The following is an 18523-nucleotide window of genomic DNA, read 5'->3' on the forward strand; positions in this document are numbered from 1 at the left end:
AAGCCCAGAATTGGCATAATAATCTTCGTCTAGTAGTTCAAATTCCATTACCCCGCGAGGGGACGGAAACAATATTTCCAGCTCCTTTAGCAAACTCAAGATATTGTTCAAATTCCATTACCCCGCGAGGGGATGGAAACAGAAGAGAAGGCAGAAGTAGGAATGTGGAACGATGAAATTTAGGTGTCAGACGGTCTGTAAGCAAATAAAAATTCCTTTATCGACCATTCATCATCAATCACTCATTGCTTTAGAGCTGGGCCAGAACTCCTTAGAGTCTGTCTAGGTCTTTAAAGAACGGTTAGTGCTAAAGCATTTGATGGCGCTATGGCCTATGATTATCAGGCTTGTCGTTGGCTAACGCCCATGGATGTACCTACCACCATCAATGCAATAGCTTCGCTCTGGCATACTGTGCTAGCTCAAACACCGGCCTCAACAGTGTCTGACTTAGCCCAGGAACTAGAGGTGTTAAAAGCTCAGGTTGAGTCGCTTCAGCAGACGAATCAGCTGCTCAGTGATGGGCTAAACACTCAGATAGAGTTTCTTAAGCAGGAAAATCAGGATCTGACGGCTAGCTTTTCGCAGTACATCGATGCAATGAAATGGAATCTGACGGTATTGGCAGGGCTAGCAGCTGTATTAAGTGCTGTTGGGGGCTGGCTGTTTAAGAACAGTTTGGATGATGCTAAGGAGATGGCCACGCGCATTGTCCGGCAAGAACTGACAAATAGTATTGAACCGTTGATAGCTGCAGAGTCTAATAATCTGAAGAAGACACTACAAACAGAACAGATTATTACCGGTACAGTCATTGATTACTATTTGCCTCAGCCAGTGAGCGAGACAATAACAGAATATGAGTTGCTAAAAAATCGTGGCTTTTTGGATGTACGTCGCTGGGATAGTCAGCATAAGCCGGAGGGGCGGTTTGGTAGTGTTCTGGTAGCTGATTTTGTTAATTGTGACTTGTTGAACCTGCCAGGTCTATCCCATGAGAGTGATGAGGTGCGGCGACAGGCCTACCAGGAACGAGACAGAATTGTAAATGAGATTATTCGTGGCTTGGTGGAGCTGAGGATTGGCAATCCGATTATTGTTGCTTATGTGCGACCCGGCTTTGGACGACTGGCTGCTATTGATAAGCTAACGACTACGTTTCCGGAAATTCGGTACTATGCGTCGGCGAATACGCCGGTTAGTTTGATGGGGGCAGTGGTGGATTCGGCTTATGTGGCGTTTGGCGATCGGAAAGCTACTATTTCTTAATTTTCCAGAATAGCATTAGCCAGATCAGCTCCTTCAAAAATAGCCTCACTTAGATCAGCCTTACTTAAATCAGCGTTCTTTAAATTAGCATTTGAAAAATTGGTTCTAAGACAAGAGGATTTTACCAATTTTGCTGATTGTAAATTAGCGTTGGAAAAAACAGTATCACTTAAGTCACAACTACTTAAGTTTGCGAGATAAAGATCACTGTTTTCGAGCTTAGCATCTTGAAAGTCTGCACCAGAGAAATCAAATTCTCTAAAGTCTTGCCCCTTTAGAATACAGCTACTTAAGTCAGCTCCTTTCAAATTTACGTCAGAAAGATTGATATCAGATAAATTTTGCTCGCTAAGTATTGCGTCACTTAAGTTTGCTCCTTGTAAGGATATAACACTAATTATTTCAACATTATCCAAATCCTCATGAGCTTTTGTATCTATCAATTTGGCACCAGTAAAATCAGCTCCGCTTAAATCAGTTGTTCTGAAATCTTGATAACTTAGGTCTACGTCTCTAAAAATTGCATTTTTTAAGATAGCTTCTACCAAGTATGTTGATTGTAAATTTGCCTGACTGAAATCAGTACCCTCAAGGTCAAATCTGCGTAAGTCTAACCCAGAAAGATCAGCTTTACTAAGGTCAACGCCTTTCAAAACCGCGCCCGTTAGAGTAGCTCCTTCGAAGATTGCGCCACTAACTGAACGGACTCTGGTAAAATCCAAACCGCTAAGGTTTGTATTACTTAGATCTGCACCGCTCAGATCTGTATTATCCAGATTAAATTGACTAAGATCTAACCCTGAAAGATTCGCCTTACGAAGGTCAACACCTCTTAATATGGAACCTTTCAGATTAGCCCCTTTGAAAATAGCACCACTAACGGAACGAATTTTATTAAAATCTAAGCCACTTAGATTTGTATTACTCAAGTTTGCATAGCTTAAGTCGGTATCATAGAGATCAAACTGACTAAGATCTAACCCAGAAAGATTAGCTTTACTAAGATCAACACCCTGCAAAGTCGAACCACTTAGATTAGCACCTTGAAGCTTAGCACCACTGACTGAATAAACTGAGTTAAGGTCTAAACCGCTTAAATTTGCACCACCTAAATCAGCGTCACGAAAATCAGCCTCGTTAACTTTTGCATGTGATAAATTGCTGAGTATAAGAGTTGAACTACTGAGATTTGCTCCAACTAAGTTTGCACCTTGTTGTTTTATATCACCGAAACTCACTCTACTTAAATCTGCATTACTTAGATTCGCTTCACTCAAGTTAAAGCTATTAAGGTTTGCCCCTTTCAAACGAGCTTCCGCTAAATTCAATCCGTAAAAGTACTGACCAACAGTTTGAATTAGGTTTTGAGAACTCAAGTCACTATGATTACCTATGCTGAGACACCGACTGTAGCCAAGAAGCCGGGAAAGATTATCTCGATACTTTTTATATTTGTCCTCTAGGAAACCGCAAGGATAAAATTCTATTTGCGAACCTAATTTCTTGTTTGAAGCATATCTATGGATCTCTGTTAATATCAATAAAACATTAGAACCTACATAAAGATCAGTGTGTTGGAGATTAAATTTCCGATCTAGATATTCGCTCTTTTTTCTGAAGGTATGCCAAGGCTTTAAGTCTGAAGAAGAGGAAATATCATACTCAAATTGATTACCACTACACCAGCTAAAGTAATAGGTATTAAGTCTTTCAAAGAGAGATATCAAGTTTTTGGTTTCAATTTTATCAAAGGTCGCCGCCACATAATTGATTATTTCTTGGGAAAGAAGTCCATAACCCAGGAGGCTATATAAAGATTCTTCTAAGGCTTGATTAACTACTCTAAAGTCATCACCTTCTATAATTTCAACCCAAGAAAGAAACTGACTATGGATATATTCAGCGAAGAAGAATTCACTAAAACTTCTATGAGAAAACGCTATTGAATTTTTATCGAATAGAATTATATTAAATTTAGAAAATAAATTGCTGAATAGGCTTTCAAAGTCGAGGTTTTCAAATTTATTTACAACCTCCCTACTCTCTGATTCAAGAGATTTCTTTACTTTTGATATTTCTATCGATAGCTTTCCAGATTGAACAATCGTTTGACCAATATGTCTGAGTATAAGCTTGAGATCTTCATCAGTTAAATTAAGATTCTCCCTATGTCTATGCCAACTTTTCTTTTTGTTGAGTCGTTCAAAAATTAGATTTATAGTTTTCTGATATATAATAGATCGTGCTTCATACTCTTGAATTTGAACTAATTTATTTGCAATAGTCGAGTCACTTCTATATAAACTTGCCAATAAATAGAGAGAAAGCGGATCAGTTGAAAACGCTTCCTTAATGTCTTCTGGGCAATTGTCTGCTATAAAGGACTTGAAGTTCTCAGCCAAGTTCAATTGCTGTATTATTAAATGGCATAATTCACTGAAATCTTTCTCTAAAAAGGGTTGTTGAGAATTTAAGGGATAATAAAAATCCAAAATTAAAGAAAAATCAGAGAAGATACTTTTTAATTTATTTTTAAATAGCTTTTTGAATTCACCTATGTGATCATCGTTTGAATTATCTTCCCCTAGTTTATTTTTAAGTCTATTACTGATATCTATATTCTCTGTAATCTTATTTATCAGTTTCCTTTGTTGTGCCAGATCACTGATCAGCAATCTCCATTCTTCTGGCCTTGTTATTTTTGTTGAATCAGAACTTACATTCAAGAATGCTAACCCTAAAACATTTAACAAATCTTTTAACCCTATTATGAGGGGTACTAACTTAAAAGTTTTAGTTTGTTTAGATTCCTTATCGACGATAAAACTCTCAACTTGAATAGCAAGCTCAACTTGAATAGCAAGATTCTCTTCAAGTTGAGAAAGGTTTTCAATCTCTAAAGTCCTCTTTAAAACTAAAATCCTTTTTAGTTGTTGATTTATTGATTCATCTAACAGATCACTGATTTCAGCTCTAGGTGTATGGTTCGTTGAACTACTTTTCCTCAAAGAATTATCTTGTGGTTTTAGATCCTTCTCATTGAGATACTTATGAGATGTTAGGTGTAGCGACGAAAATAGTAAGAGGAAATATAAGTTCTTGACGAAATCGTTGGCTAAAGTAGAAATTCTATTTAGAGAAATTGACTGTGTTAATGTAATCTTTTCCTTTATGACGGCGGCTCTAGACCATTTATCTATCCAATCAAACTTTAAGGATTGACTCATCGGCTTGAGCTTGAGCAAAGATATATGATCTTTGGGTATATAAGGATCACTGAGAAATCTCAGATATATGTTCCTACCAGTGATTAGAAATTTATTTTCGCTATCATCTACAAAATTTATAATCTCATATATTAGTTCATTCGCTTCTTCAATAGAGTCTGTTACTAATTCATCAATGCCATCTAAAATCACTAAAAATCTTCTGCTGTCGTCAGTTAACCAGTCTTTATTAGAACCAAAAAAAGTGTTTCTAGAAAGAGAAAGACATGTGTTTAATGTCTCTTGCAATGTGGCTTTGATGGCTCTTATATCCTGAAAGTCGATTAAAACAGGTATGTAAGCAGGATATATTTCTGAACCTATTTCACTGGCTAGAATCTTACATAGGGCAGTTTTTCCTTGTCCTGAAACCCCTTCAATAAAAATAACTTTCTTTGTTTCATCCAAGAGGTTATCTTTAATTCTACTATTAACATTAGAGTGATTTTTTGGAGTGTCTTTATTTTGAACATACGTTTCTTCTTCTATTTCAAGAGGAATAAATAGTTCATTGAGTAAAAGATTTGGCTCTTTTCCTTCAAGAGTCGTTATCTTTAAAGGTTTTTGTATATGGTTTTTTAAGTATTTTTGGATATTCCTAGCATTGCTTTTTTCCTGCTGCCAGTCACGTAAAGACACTTGTCCAAATAGGCGACTGTCTTCGGGAAGGCCATTCCAGAATTTTAAAATTTTCATCTGAGTTGACCATCGTGCCTTTTCTGTAAGCCAAGTAGCTTCATTAAAAGAAACGTTCTGTTCACAGAGGAGGGTAAGAATTTTATTCTGAAATATTTTGGCTAGGTTAGAGGTAGGAAAATCCGAAAGTGCGTTTTCTGCCTCAGCTTCTGATATCTCATTAGATCTTATTTTTTTAGGCTTGAATACTTTATTCTGTGTCTTTTGAGAAAGCTTTAGATTGTGGCTATATTCTTTGATATTTTCTAAATAAGCCCAAAAGCAAACTAAAACAGCACATTCAACAAAGCTGTTCGGTTCATTCTGTTTTTGAATATATTCAAATAATGCTTTTGCTAGTTTTGCAAATGGCACAATAGTTTCGGCAATCCCAGCAGCCAATTCAACCTTGGGAGAATCGGCTAAATGTTTTGTAAGGCCAGCTATTCGACTGATGTTGGCTCCTAACCCAATGATTTGAGGCTGTTGCCCCAATTGAGCCAGAGCAATTGTTTTTCCAAATGCTTCAACACTATTTTCTAGATTGTCTAGTTCAAAAAGTTTGCCAAGCCTGACAGACATACCTATAACCTACCACCAGTATTAATCTATAGTCCTAACTTTTTTAGGTGATCCATCGTCCTTGAGTTGCGTGACTTTGACTATAATTTTCTGATCAATATTGAGCCCTCCTGCTTTTTTAGGTTCTTTCACTGTTAAACGAATACTGCCAAGTAACTCATAAGTCACTTTATTACCCTTAATAGCAGTAACAGTGGCTTCTAATTGTTGTCCGACCTCAAAAGTATTAGCTGCCGCTACTGCTTTGAGTTCTGCCTCACGCTCTGATATCACCTCAGGTTTGGAAATTTCTCCTGTGGGAACTCCCTTGTCATAATACTGAACCAGCCGAGCGGCCCAGCCCAGCAGGTGCAGCATGACAGGGGCATCGTCCTGATAGTTAACCAGATACTGACTACACACATCATCTAAGCTGCGGTAGTACTCAACTGTGCGCTTACTGTGGCCAATGGTTTTACCCTGGCGGACTAAGGTTTTGAGATAGTCAAAGAAGTACTTACCCGCCTGCTCACGGTCCAGATGTTCGCGCAGATAGGCAATTGCTTTACGTAGTTCGTTTACGTCAGTCTTATCGATTACCAACTGACGTGCGATCGCATCTGCAATTTGCCACTGAGCATCCGTCAGCTTAATGTCCGTCAGCGTTGTGTCCGTTTCCATCAATACATCCCCTCCGGAGCGGTACGAGTCGTTGGCCAGGCCAAAACTTCTGCTAGTGCCTCTAGCTGAGGTGCTTCAATCAGCTTGCTTGTTTTAGCTGCTGTGGTCACATCTGTAATAAAGGGTTTGACGGCCTTTCCTGTCAGCTTGTTTGCTTCAGGCGGTGTGTAGTTGGTGTAGCGATCGCGTACATTTTGAGTCACATCAATTGCACTGACTTCCACCTCGATGGTCCCCATGCCCACTGGCTTGCCACCCCCAAGCTTTAACGCCATAGAATGTTTCTCATCCTGGCCAAGGGCAATCAACAATGCCCCCAGCTGAGCCTTAGACAGATTCAAAAACTGCAGATCAGTCTTAAACCTATATTCTGTACCCGCCTGCTGCACTGGAATACCACGATTGCCACCATCTACAGCCGCTGTCGCGTGATAATAAAACTTACGTCCAGCTGCCTCATTGCGGTTAAAGTAAGCTCTCCTTTCATCAGGCCGAGGCCGATAAAGTGAGGGCATAAATCCTGTCACAGCCTTTTTAGATTCACATGTGGCATCGGTAAAATGCACCAATCCTTGCCAGTCCAAAGCTCCAAACACCTGACTCGCTGGGCAAAGACTATCTTTCTTACGACAGGGTAGCCGATCCCTTGGCATTTGCTGTCGATATCGCCCAGTCACCACAGCCAAAGTGCTATTCGTAATCGTCTCATAAATGGCCCGAACACAGCCCTTGAGAGAACTACCTTGAACAATCAGCTGTTTATCCTGACTCCGCGTCATGGTCTTTATCAGCGGTACTCGGCTGTCCACATCACGCCCCATAGCCGTAATGCCCGTAGACACATGGAGCCCCGTTTTCACCTTAAGTGTGAGATGGAGAGTGCCGTGATAGCCATCGTCGATATAACGATGATGACCAACGGGCTTTTTGAGGGTTGGTCGCTGCTTGGGAAATGGAACCAGCTCATAGGGCTTGTCTGGACCCTCATCATCAACAGAGTTTTTTTTAAGAACTGGGCGATTAGGTCTAGCCATACTATTTCACCCTCAATGCAATAAAGTGAACGGTGCCAGTGTCCTTATCAATAAAGTACCGCTGACCAATATCAAGTTTCTCAGAATACGCTAATCCTCTTGGAAAACGGGTTTCTGTAGGAGGATAAAAATTGGCATTACGCTCTTCTGCTGTCCAATTGTTACCAACTCCTGCTAGTGTCTCTTCACCTTCAGAATTTTCAGCAACAGATAATAGTAAAACGCTGTAGTGGTCACCTTGACGTTTCCAACGCAGTTCGCAATCCTGATTAAACACTTGACCTTCGCGGCATGAATAATCAATTGCTTCCGTTGGTTCAAGCAGTTCAACTCTATCTGGCCATCTTAAAAACCGCCAGGCTTGCTTACTTACATGATGGCCAATCAGCGACTGAAGAATGCCTTGATTAATATTATTGGCTGTTCCTACAAATGCTGTTGCTTCACTCATGCGGCTACCTCCAAACGCTGTCGCCAGGATGTAACTGCTCGTGTAAATAGGTCCCCGACTTGATCGCCTTCCCAGGTGAGTTTTACTCCCAGGCCATAATCCATCTCTTCGGCTCCAACCGGTGTCTCTTGAACATCGTCGGGAGGGAAGCCATATTTTTGACGCTCGGAGTTGTCTAGAAAAGCTCCCGCTCCAATCAGTGATGTATGGGGCCACTGTTGGCTATTGCCTAGCAGGCTAATTTGCTCACCCTGTAAAACACAGCCTGGATACTCAACGGTAGCTTTTTGAAGGTTGACCTCTACTAACCCCATACCGCGAGACTTAGCAAACCCTAGACCAAACCAACCGTCGTTAAGGTCTCGCAATACCAGACCAATTAGTCCTAGCTGCTCCAGACTAAAGTTTTTCAGGTGTAGCTTGGTGCGAAACTCTCCTGCAGTACAAACCTGATAGTTAAAAGGGCCGACTGCCACGGATCCAAAGACTCGGTCAATGGCCACCCCGTTACGTTCTTCAGTTTTGACTTGTTTAGGATCTACCGGGTAGGCATCCTCAATGCGCAGACGACTAGAAATCGCAATGCTGCCAAATAGCTGATCGGTAAATGATGACCAACGATAGACTTTCTGAGTATCCTTTTCTTTCTCTATGTAGCTATAGCTCTTACGATCTAGAGGATCGGTGGCCCATAGAGGTCGGGGAGTATCTGCATCGCCGCTCGGCAAATCCCTGGGCCGTTCACTAGAGCCAATGGTGCGAACAATTCGCTCAGCATGGGCACGAATCGCCCCCTTAAGGGAACTGCCGGGAAAGTAAATCGAACGTCCACCGTTATGGAATGTTTCAACAAACTCCATGTCTGGTTTAGTGGGGTCTGCACCTTCCTTGCCAGATTTAATCAATACTGGCCCTTGGGGTGTCAAGCTGAGTTCAATGGTGCAATGGTTTACAAATCGCTTATGCATAGGTCAGATTCTCAGGCCTCCACTGCAGTAGTTGTTAGATTTTGAGATTCCCAGGGGATATAACTCACCAGGGCACTGGTCCAGTCTGTTTTTAATCCTTCAAAGAATTCGTCTACTCGTTCATAATCACTCAGGTCACCTGTGGCTAGATGCTGCATGTAGGTCAGCAGTGCTGTGGGGTCTCCTTCAGGGTCTACCCAAACCACTTTATCTATCTCTAGCTCAACAACACCTAATCCTCGGGAGCATCCCCCACCTAGGGGGATCTGCTGCATCTTAAACTGTTGCAGGCCCACCATTAGCAAGCCCAGTTCCCAATAGCCGATTTCTTCATCCTGGCCTGTATCAGGATTTTGGATGGTAACCGTATCGGCATTTTCAAAAATAGCTTTGAACTCAAACTGGACTCCAGCAGGGACCACCTGGAAGTCATAGAGCCGTCCATCGGCAGCAGTTTCCGTATCACGATCAATGGAAACTCCATCTCGCTCATGGTACTGGCCAAACCAGGTGTCTGGCTTAACGGTTAAATCTCGCACTTGAAATTTGCTAGCCTGCCAGGGGGCTCCAAACACTTTTGATGCTGCATCAGTTATTTTCTCTAGCTCCGCTGATAGAGCTGCATCATCATCCTTGTGTGACTCTTTTAGCTCTTTGACCCGTTCAGTAAAGTCACGACTGACTAGCTGCGATGGATCATTGGCGAGGGCAGGCGTAACACCCCTAAGAAAACTTTCTAGACGAGAGCGTAATGCTCCTTTAAAGCTAGAGCCTGGAATTAAAGGTTGGCCTAAAGCATCTTTAACCACTGGTAAATCAGAACCAATGGGCTCTAGAGAACGACCCTGACTAATGCGAAGAGCGGTAACCGTGGTAAGGGTACCCGTGAGTTCCAGACGATTTTTGAATACATCAAACATGGCTTAACCCTCCCGCATAGTGTTGAGATATCTAAGATGACGAGACCCATAGCCAAGGTAACGACGGATTAGCTCCATCCAAATACCTTTTTGGTCCAGGCTAGTTTCATCATCTTCAAGATTTTGGATCTGCTGGAAAATATCGGTGGAGGCAGACTTTAATCGATTATCAATATCCTGAATAATCCGTTCAGCTAGAGATTTCTCCCCTCGCCCCCATTTGCGCTCTCGACCCACCTGATAACGTAGGAAGTTCTTCACCACCTCGGCACTGTCGGTGGTATCCGCCACCCGCACTAGATTACGAAACTGAGATTCTTCTAGCTTATCTCTACCAGACGTGGGATATTCACAATCATCTAAGGCTTTTTGAATTGCGATGACGATGTCATCCTCTGCCTGCCGAATGCCTTTTTGAATTGCAAGTGATTTTTTCATTTACGCTAGCTCCTCCCTCATAGCCTGATGATGAAACTCATGACACACTCTGACCTGACCGTATCCTTCCGCTGTACGTTCACCAATTCCATTAGTCTCTATATGGCTAAGGGCCTCTAGCCATTCCTGTTGAGACGCTGTTGTACTAAACAAATAGGTACTACCCTTATTGGTTACCAATTCCTGGTCCTTCATCAGCCCCCAGGCTGAGTTCCAACCGGAACGATAACCGTAGCTACTGTAAACACCGCAAGGCTTCACCGATGCATTATCGGGTGCATAGCTCAATTGTTCGAGCATAGCTGGTGAGATAACGGTTGTACGTCTCCATTGCTCGGTCAAGATTGCTTCTGACTGCAGACTTACGCTAAAGAATGTGAGGTTATTGCCTTCAGTATCTGTTAGCGGAGATCTGATGTCTGGGTTAGACAAAATGGACCAGCAATTTTGCCAGCGACTGGTTACGGCTGTGTTGAATGAGTCCAGACGAGTGTCTAAATCCTGTTCTATGGAAGTTTCTTTTGCGTCTATGGTGACCTTACCCAAACCACGGGACCCAGAGCTACCCAGCCTAAACGATTGGCTATTAATAAACTCGATCAGGCGATTAGCCAGGTCTTTGTTGGGCACCAGCACAGAACCACGGAAAACGATAGGCTCCCAATGAGGTGATTGGGTTCGACGGTTTGTCAAAAATGACTCGTTGATTACCTCAGGACTATACAAGATCTGGTCTTCGGCGACGGCTCGTCTGCGGTTAATGCCCACCCGTGTCAGAAAGCGAGTGGTAACCGTGTGAGCAAAGTGCTGTTTGTCTTGATAGCTATAAAACCCACTAACGGTATCAACCTGGTTGTTGCCGTTATCAGCACTGGGGTCTGTGGGTTCATAGGGATAGCCCACGTTCTCCGCTAAAAATCGATCAATGAGCGTATCAAAAACACCACTGTTGTCACCAGACAGAAACCCTCCCCCTGTTTTGGCACTGACTGCTGTCGCTGGAACAACCCACACTGGAGCATCTACAACACTCAGTTCATCTGCAGTGATCTGGGCAACGGCTGAATATGCATTTTGAAAGATGGCCGGTTTGTCCGAGGTGAATAACTGACTAAAGTCATCATTGTCTTCAATAGGTTCATCACCCTTTAGACTCAGGATTTTGCCCGCGATCGCACCCCGAAGTACCGATCCAGGAATGTACCTTTCCACTTCACTGACAGACCCACCTGGCTTTTTCCGACCGATGGCCAGGGGCGACTTAGCCGTAATGGTTAACTCTATACGATTCATTCAGCACCTCCTTCAGTGGGAATTAGCTGACTCCAGTCCGGTTCTGGAGCATCAATTTTTTGCCAGGTGAGCCAGCCCAGTCCAGCCGATTTACTCCCGCCCAGGGCATGAATATGCCGTAGTCCAGCCAAAATTAGCGGTATTGCTTGGGGCGGCAGGTCTGGTAATAGATGAATCTCACCGTGAAACTCTAGCTGGCTATTAGCAGGCGAGGTTTCTAGTAAGAAGAACTTTTGATCTTCAGCGACACGACGACGACGGTTAATAGTGACTCCTGGTCTCAGTACCTCAGGAAGTTCCTCTTTGGGTATAGGACATATCAGATCATCCACCAAAATCTTGGCCGGTAAAATTGGATTGCCAAAAATACGGGAAATTAAACAGTGTTGGCCAGGATAATCACCAACGCTCTCCAGAGTGGAATGGCGCACATTATTGTTTCTAGGGTCAAGGGATAGGGCTGATGGTGACTCAAATACAGCCCAACCTAAACCCCTAGCAAGCTTTTCACACTCGTGGCGCAGTCGGCCTTTAAGTTGAGAACCTGGAACCAATAGCTGTCCCTGAGCATTACGGATAATGGGTTTATCGGCTAAGGAACCTGTCGAACCGCCCGCACCCACACATAGGGCCGTATCGATGACGGCAGTAATGGATAACGGCGCAGGGGGTGCTTGAGCTGAGAGTGTTGCTAAGCTAATCATCGTTGAGCCCTCCTTGCTGGAACAGCTTCAGTAGTTGATGCTTTTTCTACAAATGGATATAGGTCTACCAGTTCACGCCACAAAGTTTCATAGGCAGTTCGGTCCTTTTTGGTTTCAGAATCTTTCTCTTTGTAAGACATCCAAGGCGCTAAATTACCGTTATTGTTGGCATCTTTTGGCTGACACCAACCCCGCTCAAATACCTCTGCTAGCTCTGCTTGGGCCAGTTGATTAGTCAGACGTAAGCGGAAGTAACGATAGTTGAGCATGGCGGTTTGTTTGCCCCGCTCTAGCAGACTACGGATTTGGTAGAGTTGCGATCGTGGAAAATCAGCCGCTTTTAATACCCCAGCTGTTTTCAATAATCCTCTCAGCTCGTGCAGGGTATAGGGAGCTGCATATTGTTTGAGGGTGGGTTTACCTGGTTGAGAGAATGTCAGACCTTCTTTACGGAACTGATCGACATTAGACGAAATCATGGTGACTGAGCGCAGCACTAAGAAATCTACGGTGCCACCATAGTAGTGATTTTTTCGTAACTTCTTAGCTCGTTTTTTCGCTGACTTCATTAGCTGACTGGTCAGGTCTTCAGCGTAATAGAAAGGCGTATTTTGAGCAGTGATTAATACCCCTGCCGACATGCTCAATTCACCCTGATCCTTGCCAGAGGGTAAAGCATCAGCATGATACCGGTGAACCTCTCTTGGCTTATAGGTTGCCTCGATGCTAGAGAGTTTCTTGAGGCGTTGCTCAAATAATTCACATAGAGTCTCAGTAACCTCAAGAGCTTTATCTGCTGGAACAATTAACAGCACATCGTCTCCACCAATGGCTACTATTTCAAATGGGTATAGCCAAATTTCTGATTTTTTTCGACGACTAGAACTTGCATCTGGCTTATATCTTCGTGGCTTTAGATGTTCATGTAAAGCAAGAAAGGCAGACTGTGTCGTTGCTTCAAAGACTTGCTGACTAAACTCTTGATATAGTTGAGGCGACTGAATCTCGCGGCGAATATATCCCCCCATGTTGTTACCATCTGCATAGATAAAGGCGACATCTCCGGATGGCAGTGGCCCATTCAACCGTTTAGCATCTGCAATTTCTCTTAAAGAGCGAGATTCTTCAACATCGTCCTCTTTTTTGTTAGTTGGATAGTAAGTTTCAGCTAGACTTTTTTCTTTTAGATAATCTTCAAACCGTTTGATCCAGCTTTCATTAGCTTGCTCATAATATTTTTTACCCTTTACTACTGATGGCCATTCCAGCTTAGAGTCTAGCCACCACTGAGGTGCCTGTCTATTTCTGAACTCCCGCTTAGTAATCTGTCCCATCACACGTTTGCGGGCAGAGGATTCTGAAAAATGAGGCTCACCGGGCAGACCTGATTCAGGATCATTCGGCTGGTTAACAGCTTGAAATACTGCCAATCGATGTTCCCCCTGATCCCGCTGCAAATAGGGATGAGTTTCAAACATAGGTGGATAACAACGGTTTGTGCGAGATTTACTCGTGTGACGCCCGCCTCTCCGTTGTCCAAAGTCAATAGCAAGCTGACTAACCAGCTCACTGAAACTCTTTTGTTGTTCGAATGCTTGTTTTATATAGTCGTCTGATAGACCTGCATTAACTTTAGTCGGCGATATTCCTAATAACTGAGATAGCAAAGGATGCTTTCGATTTGACTTATACCAGTCTAGCCAGCGAACTTGAGAAATATTACCTGGCAATAATCCCAGGCTAGTTTCCAATACCTTAAATTGACGTCCCACTGCACAGGAGTTAGCTGTAAGGGTTTCGGTTGTGTAGCGTTTCTCAATAGCGTTGGCTAGCTTATCGACCACATCAGCAGGACAAAAAGCAAGAATATTACCGCCTGTGGAGTAGACAATCAGCTGAGGAATCAATGCAGTAGATAAGTCTGGAAAATCTTCATTTAACCAAGCTTGTCGAACAACATCACTACAATAGCTGTCAGCTTTTTCACATAGATCAAATCGCTTTTCAGGGGACTTCTCAGCGTGAAAAAACGCGGGTAAGTCAATTAAATTAATGCGATCTAGCAGCCCTGACGCGCCACGAATTTCTTGCAGGTCGGCTGACTCAAACACATAGCCCTTGACCTTGGTAACACCGCCGTAAACTAGACCAATTTGAGCGTCCCAAAGCTTTTCATACTCCGGCTGTTTGATTAAGGCTACTAAATCTTCCTTTGTTTCTGGATGCTTAAGAGTATCTAAATGCTTGACCTGTTTTAGGTTGGCCTCAAAAGTCTCATTTTTTGGGAACGAGGCATCCTCAGGATCTAGTCCCTCTGCCAGGGCGTGGTGTAACGATTTAAGATCGGAGCTATCGGGGGACCAGGTTAAGCACCATGCGATCGCAAGCTGAATATCCGACGTTAGGGCGTTGTCAGGCATTGTGATGAATGAATAATGGAGAGTAACAGAAAATCAATAATTTGACTAACGTATTTGGTAATAAGTCTCTGTATCCGGTCCAGTAATAACTTGGGTACTACGGCTGGTTCTGTATGAATCCATGGCCCGCAACGTAGCTCTAAAAACGGTTCATGCTTCAAAATTTGAACCGTTTCACCTAAAGTACTGTGAATAACTGCAACAGGCTTTAAATTTCCCTGGTTTTTACAAAATTTGTGCCATGGATCAATTGCTTCAGGGGTTGAACTGATAATTAAATAATGTGTACAGGCATTTAAGAGCGATTGTTTCTCAGGTTGCACCATGCCACCTGCATCGACAATGACTAAGGCTTTTTGTTGACGAAGACTTTGAATAGCCTGCCCTTGATACGTAAAAAATCGATCAGTTAATCCTCCCTTATAAATCGACTTAAATGCTTCTCGTTCGCTATCAGCTGAGTTTTCTGGTAATTCCAATATCCAGTTCCCTTCTCCGTCCCAGTGCGCCCGTTGCAGATAAATATCCGGATAGTCTTTAACCAATGTCACAAACAGTTGATGAGAGAATATACTCTTGCCACTGTCGGGCGGTCCTACCACCAGTAATGCAGGTCCTAATTGGTCAGATTCGATAGGGAGTGTTTCTATGTTTAACTCCTCTAAAGAAATAACTTGCCCTACACTCACCAACTTGGAATGAGTCGTCGCAACAACGGCCCCTAACCGTGGATCAAAGCAGGCCACCCATACCGTTGGATGACATTCATGGATTAGATAGGCATAAAGCCACATCGGCCCACGGCCATAAATCACCACCCCTTTACGAGGATCCAGACCAGCGGGCAAACGTATTGTGGGCAACACCTCAGGTTCCATGATCCGATCGCAACTAGTCAACTCAATAATGATTAACTGATAGGCCAATCCCTCAGTCGTCTCATGATGACTCAACGTCAGCCGTATCGATCCTTCAGTCATAGCTCTTTCTCCCCTGCTCCCCTGCTCCCTTTCTCCCCCTCTCCCCTACTCCTTTGTCCCTTTGCTTTACTAAATACGCTTCACTGTTGCCAATTATGCATACACTTTAGAAGAGGGGTCTTCAAAACAAGCTTTCGTTAAGGTTTTGATGGTGTTTAACTACCTGCCTACACCTGAAGTATTGAATATGTTAGCCAAGGGTCGTCTGGCGGAGCGACTGCCTCGGGCGGTGCGGCTGTGGGTGCTACTACATCGGCTTTATGGGCCGGATAACTGGGCTGGCCAACTGCCCCAACCGTTTCGTTATGGTCATTTGCGTGATCTCCTATTTGCTCCGACCCATGGGACTAGTGAAACGGCTAAGGTGGCAGAGCTAACGGCAGATTGTGATTTTAATTGCTGTTGTCAGCGTTCCTTGACGACCTGGCTAGAGGACAGTGATCCTGCCTTTTCATTAGTCGATTGGCGGCAGAAAATTATCGGTCTGAGTGCTTTGAGCCAAGACTCTCTAGAGGCTGCTTTGGATACTTGCCCGTTTGCTAAGGTGCATCGTTCGATTCGTGATGATTTATCTCATTTGGTCGATCTGGGCTGGTTGGCCTTGGCGGGTAAGGGGCAATTTTCTACGGTGGAGCCTGATGGTTGGCCTAACTTACAGAGGCAGGAGCCGATGCCGTTGGGGAATTTGTCGGAGGCGCAGACTTGGGAGGTGTTGCGATCGCTAAAGTCTATCTCTTTTGTAAAGCCCAACCTGACGGTGATTGTGGAGTCATTGAGGGAGCAGATGACGAGTCAGACGGCGGTGGCTACTGCAGAACCGGAGCAGCGGATTTTTCTCCATTTAGATTACATCCTTTCGGAGGAAATGCAGGAGCATGTGGATACGCTGCAAGAACAAATTGAACAGCTGTGGCGTAGTGGCAGCGGCATTATTCAATTTGACTATGGGTCTAGTGCGGGCAAAGTGGTGCCGATTACGGTGTATCCGGTGTGTTTACACTATTCTCGGCGGGCTAAGTATTTAAGTGCCTATGGTGAGGGGCCAAACGGTGTCTTGGATTGGCACAATTATCGTTTAGATCGGATTACGTCATCTCGTTTGACGGTGCTTGCCTGGGGCGATCCGCAGGTGCCTGAGTCTTTGCGCAAGCTGCGGCGTACGGGGCAGTTGCCTACGTCAGAGGTGGTCAGCGCTGCTTTAGAAGATGCCTGGGGGTTTAATTTTTACTTGCCCCGGCGGTTGTTGATTATGCGCTTTCCGCCTGACTTTGCTCGTCGGTATGTGGATCAGACGGAGCGGCATACTACGTTTGAGGCGGTTGACTATGGAGCGTTGCCTGGATTGGTCAATCGGGAAATTAAGGGGCCTGATAAACGGACGGTATTGAAGGTTTTGGGGCAACGCAATCCGCAGGATGCTTATTATCGGGCCTGGATACGGTTGGGGGATATTAATATTGTGATGCGGTTGCGGGACTGGCGACCTATGGGGGAGGTGATTGCTCCTTTGGAACTACGTCAGCGAATGCGGGAGGAGGTGGCTGCTGAGTTAAGGCATTATGGGGATGGATGAGCCTGGTGTGCGCGGATGTGTAGCTGTTTTAATGGTGTTCTGCTTTTAGGGGTACGAAACCCTTTACTAGAGGTGGTTAGCGGGATTTTGATCGTCTATGGGGTTAGCGCAAATTCTGGAATGTTTGTGGGTTATGGGTTTGGCAGGGTTAAGGGAATCTGAAAAAATGTGCATTTACTCGGTTGGTGAGTATAATGGGGCAGATTCGCGCAAATGTACCTTGAAAATTAAATGCAGCCAATGTTTCAATGGGCTGCAGTCACAATCAACCACTTCCCCTTGTATGTTTAGAGGTGAAGCCGATCCGAACCTAGAACGCGCATATTGAAGTCACAATCAACCACTTCCCCTCACGGGGATTGAAACCTCAACGAGATGCTTGGAATATTCCCAGATTCCTGTCACAATCAACCACTTCCCCTCACGGGGATTGAAACCCATTGAGCCTCAGCCTGCTTAGGGCTTTGGCCGTCACGTCACAATCAACCACTTCCCCTCACGGGGATTGAAACAGCAGCCATCAACACGGGGCAGCTTAAGGTGAATCCGTCACAATCAACCACTTCCCCTCACGGGGATTGAAACCGGAAGTCATAGTGATAGTGGGGGCTTTGTGTCTATCGTCACAATCAACCACTTCCCCTCACGGGGATTGAAACGTTGATTTCCCAGGTGCTGGCCCTTGAGTAGTTTTGGAACAGAAAACCCCGCTAAGCACTTCTAATTTCTGTACCAATTAAACCTATCTGGCTGAAGGGGGCTGAAACCCTTGATATACCGTCCTGTTTTTCTGTGCCAATTAGGGCTATGTTCAACTGGTACAGCGCTACGATTTGAAACGCATCGAAAAACCGAGTCTTGAAACTTTTGATATGAAAGGCTTTCAGCCTTATCGTGGTTTTCTGTTCCAAAACTACTCATACGCCGTATAGCTTTCAGACTTATGGCCCAATTTCGCACGAGCCGGGGCGTGTGATGCGTTCTTCCGAAACCAGCTCAGTCTGGGGGATGGGAGACAAGGATAGAACCTTGATAACTGATATCTCGATGAGGGTGAAAGTCCCTCCCTCCCGGTAGTGGAGTGACAGCCTATTCCCCAGGTTCGCGACTAGCCATCAACGCCTGAAGCGGGAATAAACGGCGGTAACTGGGGTACTACAAGCGTAGCTGTCACGAAGTGCAATAAGCCGAAATCTATTGATATACACGACTTGGAAGGTTAGCTAGGTATTCCATCTAGGACAATAGACGGACTGACGTTGGAAAGGCCCGATGCATTGTCCGTTAGTT

General features: G+C 44.1%; 13 protein-coding genes and 1 CRISPR repeat array. Of the genes, 2 read left to right on the forward strand and 11 right to left on the reverse strand.

Annotation, left to right across the window (positions count from 1 at the left end):
* Positions 1–327 precede the first annotated feature (327 nt).
* A complete protein-coding gene (locus tag DXZ20_RS26305; protein ID WP_163702053.1) occupies positions 328–1269 on the forward strand; it encodes a hypothetical protein in 942 nt (313 codons plus the stop codon).
* Here the strand turns inward: DXZ20_RS26305 and DXZ20_RS26310 are convergent.
* The 11 genes from DXZ20_RS26310 to crn3 are packed head-to-tail and all read right to left on the reverse strand — an operon-like array spanning position 1266 to position 15660.
* Complete coding sequence (locus DXZ20_RS26310; protein WP_163702055.1) at positions 1266–5792, reverse strand: pentapeptide repeat-containing protein; 4527 nt, start codon at positions 5790–5792, stop codon at positions 1266–1268. The two genes, DXZ20_RS26305 and DXZ20_RS26310, sit on opposite strands and share 4 nt — an antisense overlap.
* Before the next feature lie 21 nt (positions 5793–5813).
* Entirely contained in the window at positions 5814–6452 is a 639-nt protein-coding gene (locus DXZ20_RS26315) for a hypothetical protein (RefSeq protein ID WP_163702057.1), read from the reverse strand.
* On the reverse strand, positions 6452–7486 hold the full coding sequence (locus tag DXZ20_RS26320) for an RAMP superfamily CRISPR-associated protein (protein WP_163702059.1): 1035 nt from the start codon (positions 7484–7486) through the stop codon (positions 6452–6454). The genes DXZ20_RS26315 and DXZ20_RS26320 overlap by 1 nt, the downstream gene beginning before the upstream one ends.
* Before the next feature lies 1 nt (position 7487).
* Complete coding sequence (locus DXZ20_RS26325) at positions 7488–7937, reverse strand: hypothetical protein (protein ID WP_163702061.1); 450 nt, start codon at positions 7935–7937, stop codon at positions 7488–7490.
* The gene (locus DXZ20_RS26330) at positions 7934–8905 is read right to left on the reverse strand and encodes an RAMP superfamily CRISPR-associated protein (protein WP_163702063.1); all 972 of its coding nucleotides are present in this window, start codon (positions 8903–8905) and stop codon (positions 7934–7936) included. Before DXZ20_RS26330 ends, DXZ20_RS26325 begins: the two co-directional genes overlap by 4 nt.
* An 11-nt stretch (positions 8906–8916) precedes the next feature.
* Positions 8917–9825, reverse strand: coding sequence for a type III CRISPR-associated RAMP protein Csx7 (gene csx7, locus DXZ20_RS26335; protein ID WP_163702065.1), 909 nt, complete (start codon positions 9823–9825; stop codon positions 8917–8919).
* A 3-nt stretch (positions 9826–9828) separates the two neighbouring features.
* The gene (locus DXZ20_RS26340; protein WP_163702067.1) at positions 9829–10263 is read right to left on the reverse strand and encodes a hypothetical protein; all 435 of its coding nucleotides are present in this window, start codon (positions 10261–10263) and stop codon (positions 9829–9831) included.
* Positions 10264–11556 (reverse strand): type III-D CRISPR-associated RAMP protein Csx10, encoded by a 1293-nt coding sequence (gene csx10, locus DXZ20_RS26345; RefSeq protein WP_163702069.1) that lies wholly within the window; start codon positions 11554–11556, stop codon positions 10264–10266.
* Positions 11553–12260, reverse strand: a complete 708-nt coding sequence (locus tag DXZ20_RS26350; protein ID WP_163702071.1) for an RAMP superfamily CRISPR-associated protein — start codon at positions 12258–12260, stop codon at positions 11553–11555. Before DXZ20_RS26350 ends, csx10 begins: the two co-directional genes overlap by 4 nt.
* The gene (gene cas10 / locus DXZ20_RS26355; RefSeq protein ID WP_163702073.1) at positions 12257–14680 is read right to left on the reverse strand and encodes a type III-B CRISPR-associated protein Cas10/Cmr2; all 2424 of its coding nucleotides are present in this window, start codon (positions 14678–14680) and stop codon (positions 12257–12259) included. Before cas10 ends, DXZ20_RS26350 begins: the two co-directional genes overlap by 4 nt.
* On the reverse strand, positions 14662–15660 hold the full coding sequence (crn3, locus tag DXZ20_RS26360) for a CRISPR-associated ring nuclease Crn3/Csx3 (protein ID WP_163702075.1): 999 nt from the start codon (positions 15658–15660) through the stop codon (positions 14662–14664). The genes cas10 and crn3 overlap by 19 nt, the downstream gene beginning before the upstream one ends.
* Positions 15661–15808: 148 nt before the next feature.
* Between crn3 and DXZ20_RS26365 the strand changes: the two genes are divergently transcribed.
* Positions 15809–17233 (forward strand): TIGR03985 family CRISPR-associated protein, encoded by a 1425-nt coding sequence (locus DXZ20_RS26365; protein WP_163702077.1) that lies wholly within the window; start codon positions 15809–15811, stop codon positions 17231–17233.
* Positions 17234–17561: 328 nt separating this feature from the next.
* Positions 17562–17892: direct repeats of the CRISPR family, unit length 38 nt; unit sequence CGTCACAATCAACCACTTCCCCTCACGGGGATTGAAAC.
* Positions 17893–18523 lie beyond the last annotated feature (631 nt).

Source organism: Adonisia turfae CCMR0081 (genome assembly GCF_011009555.1).
Classification (GTDB): domain Bacteria; phylum Cyanobacteriota; class Cyanobacteriia; order Phormidesmidales; family Phormidesmidaceae; genus Leptothoe; species Leptothoe turfae.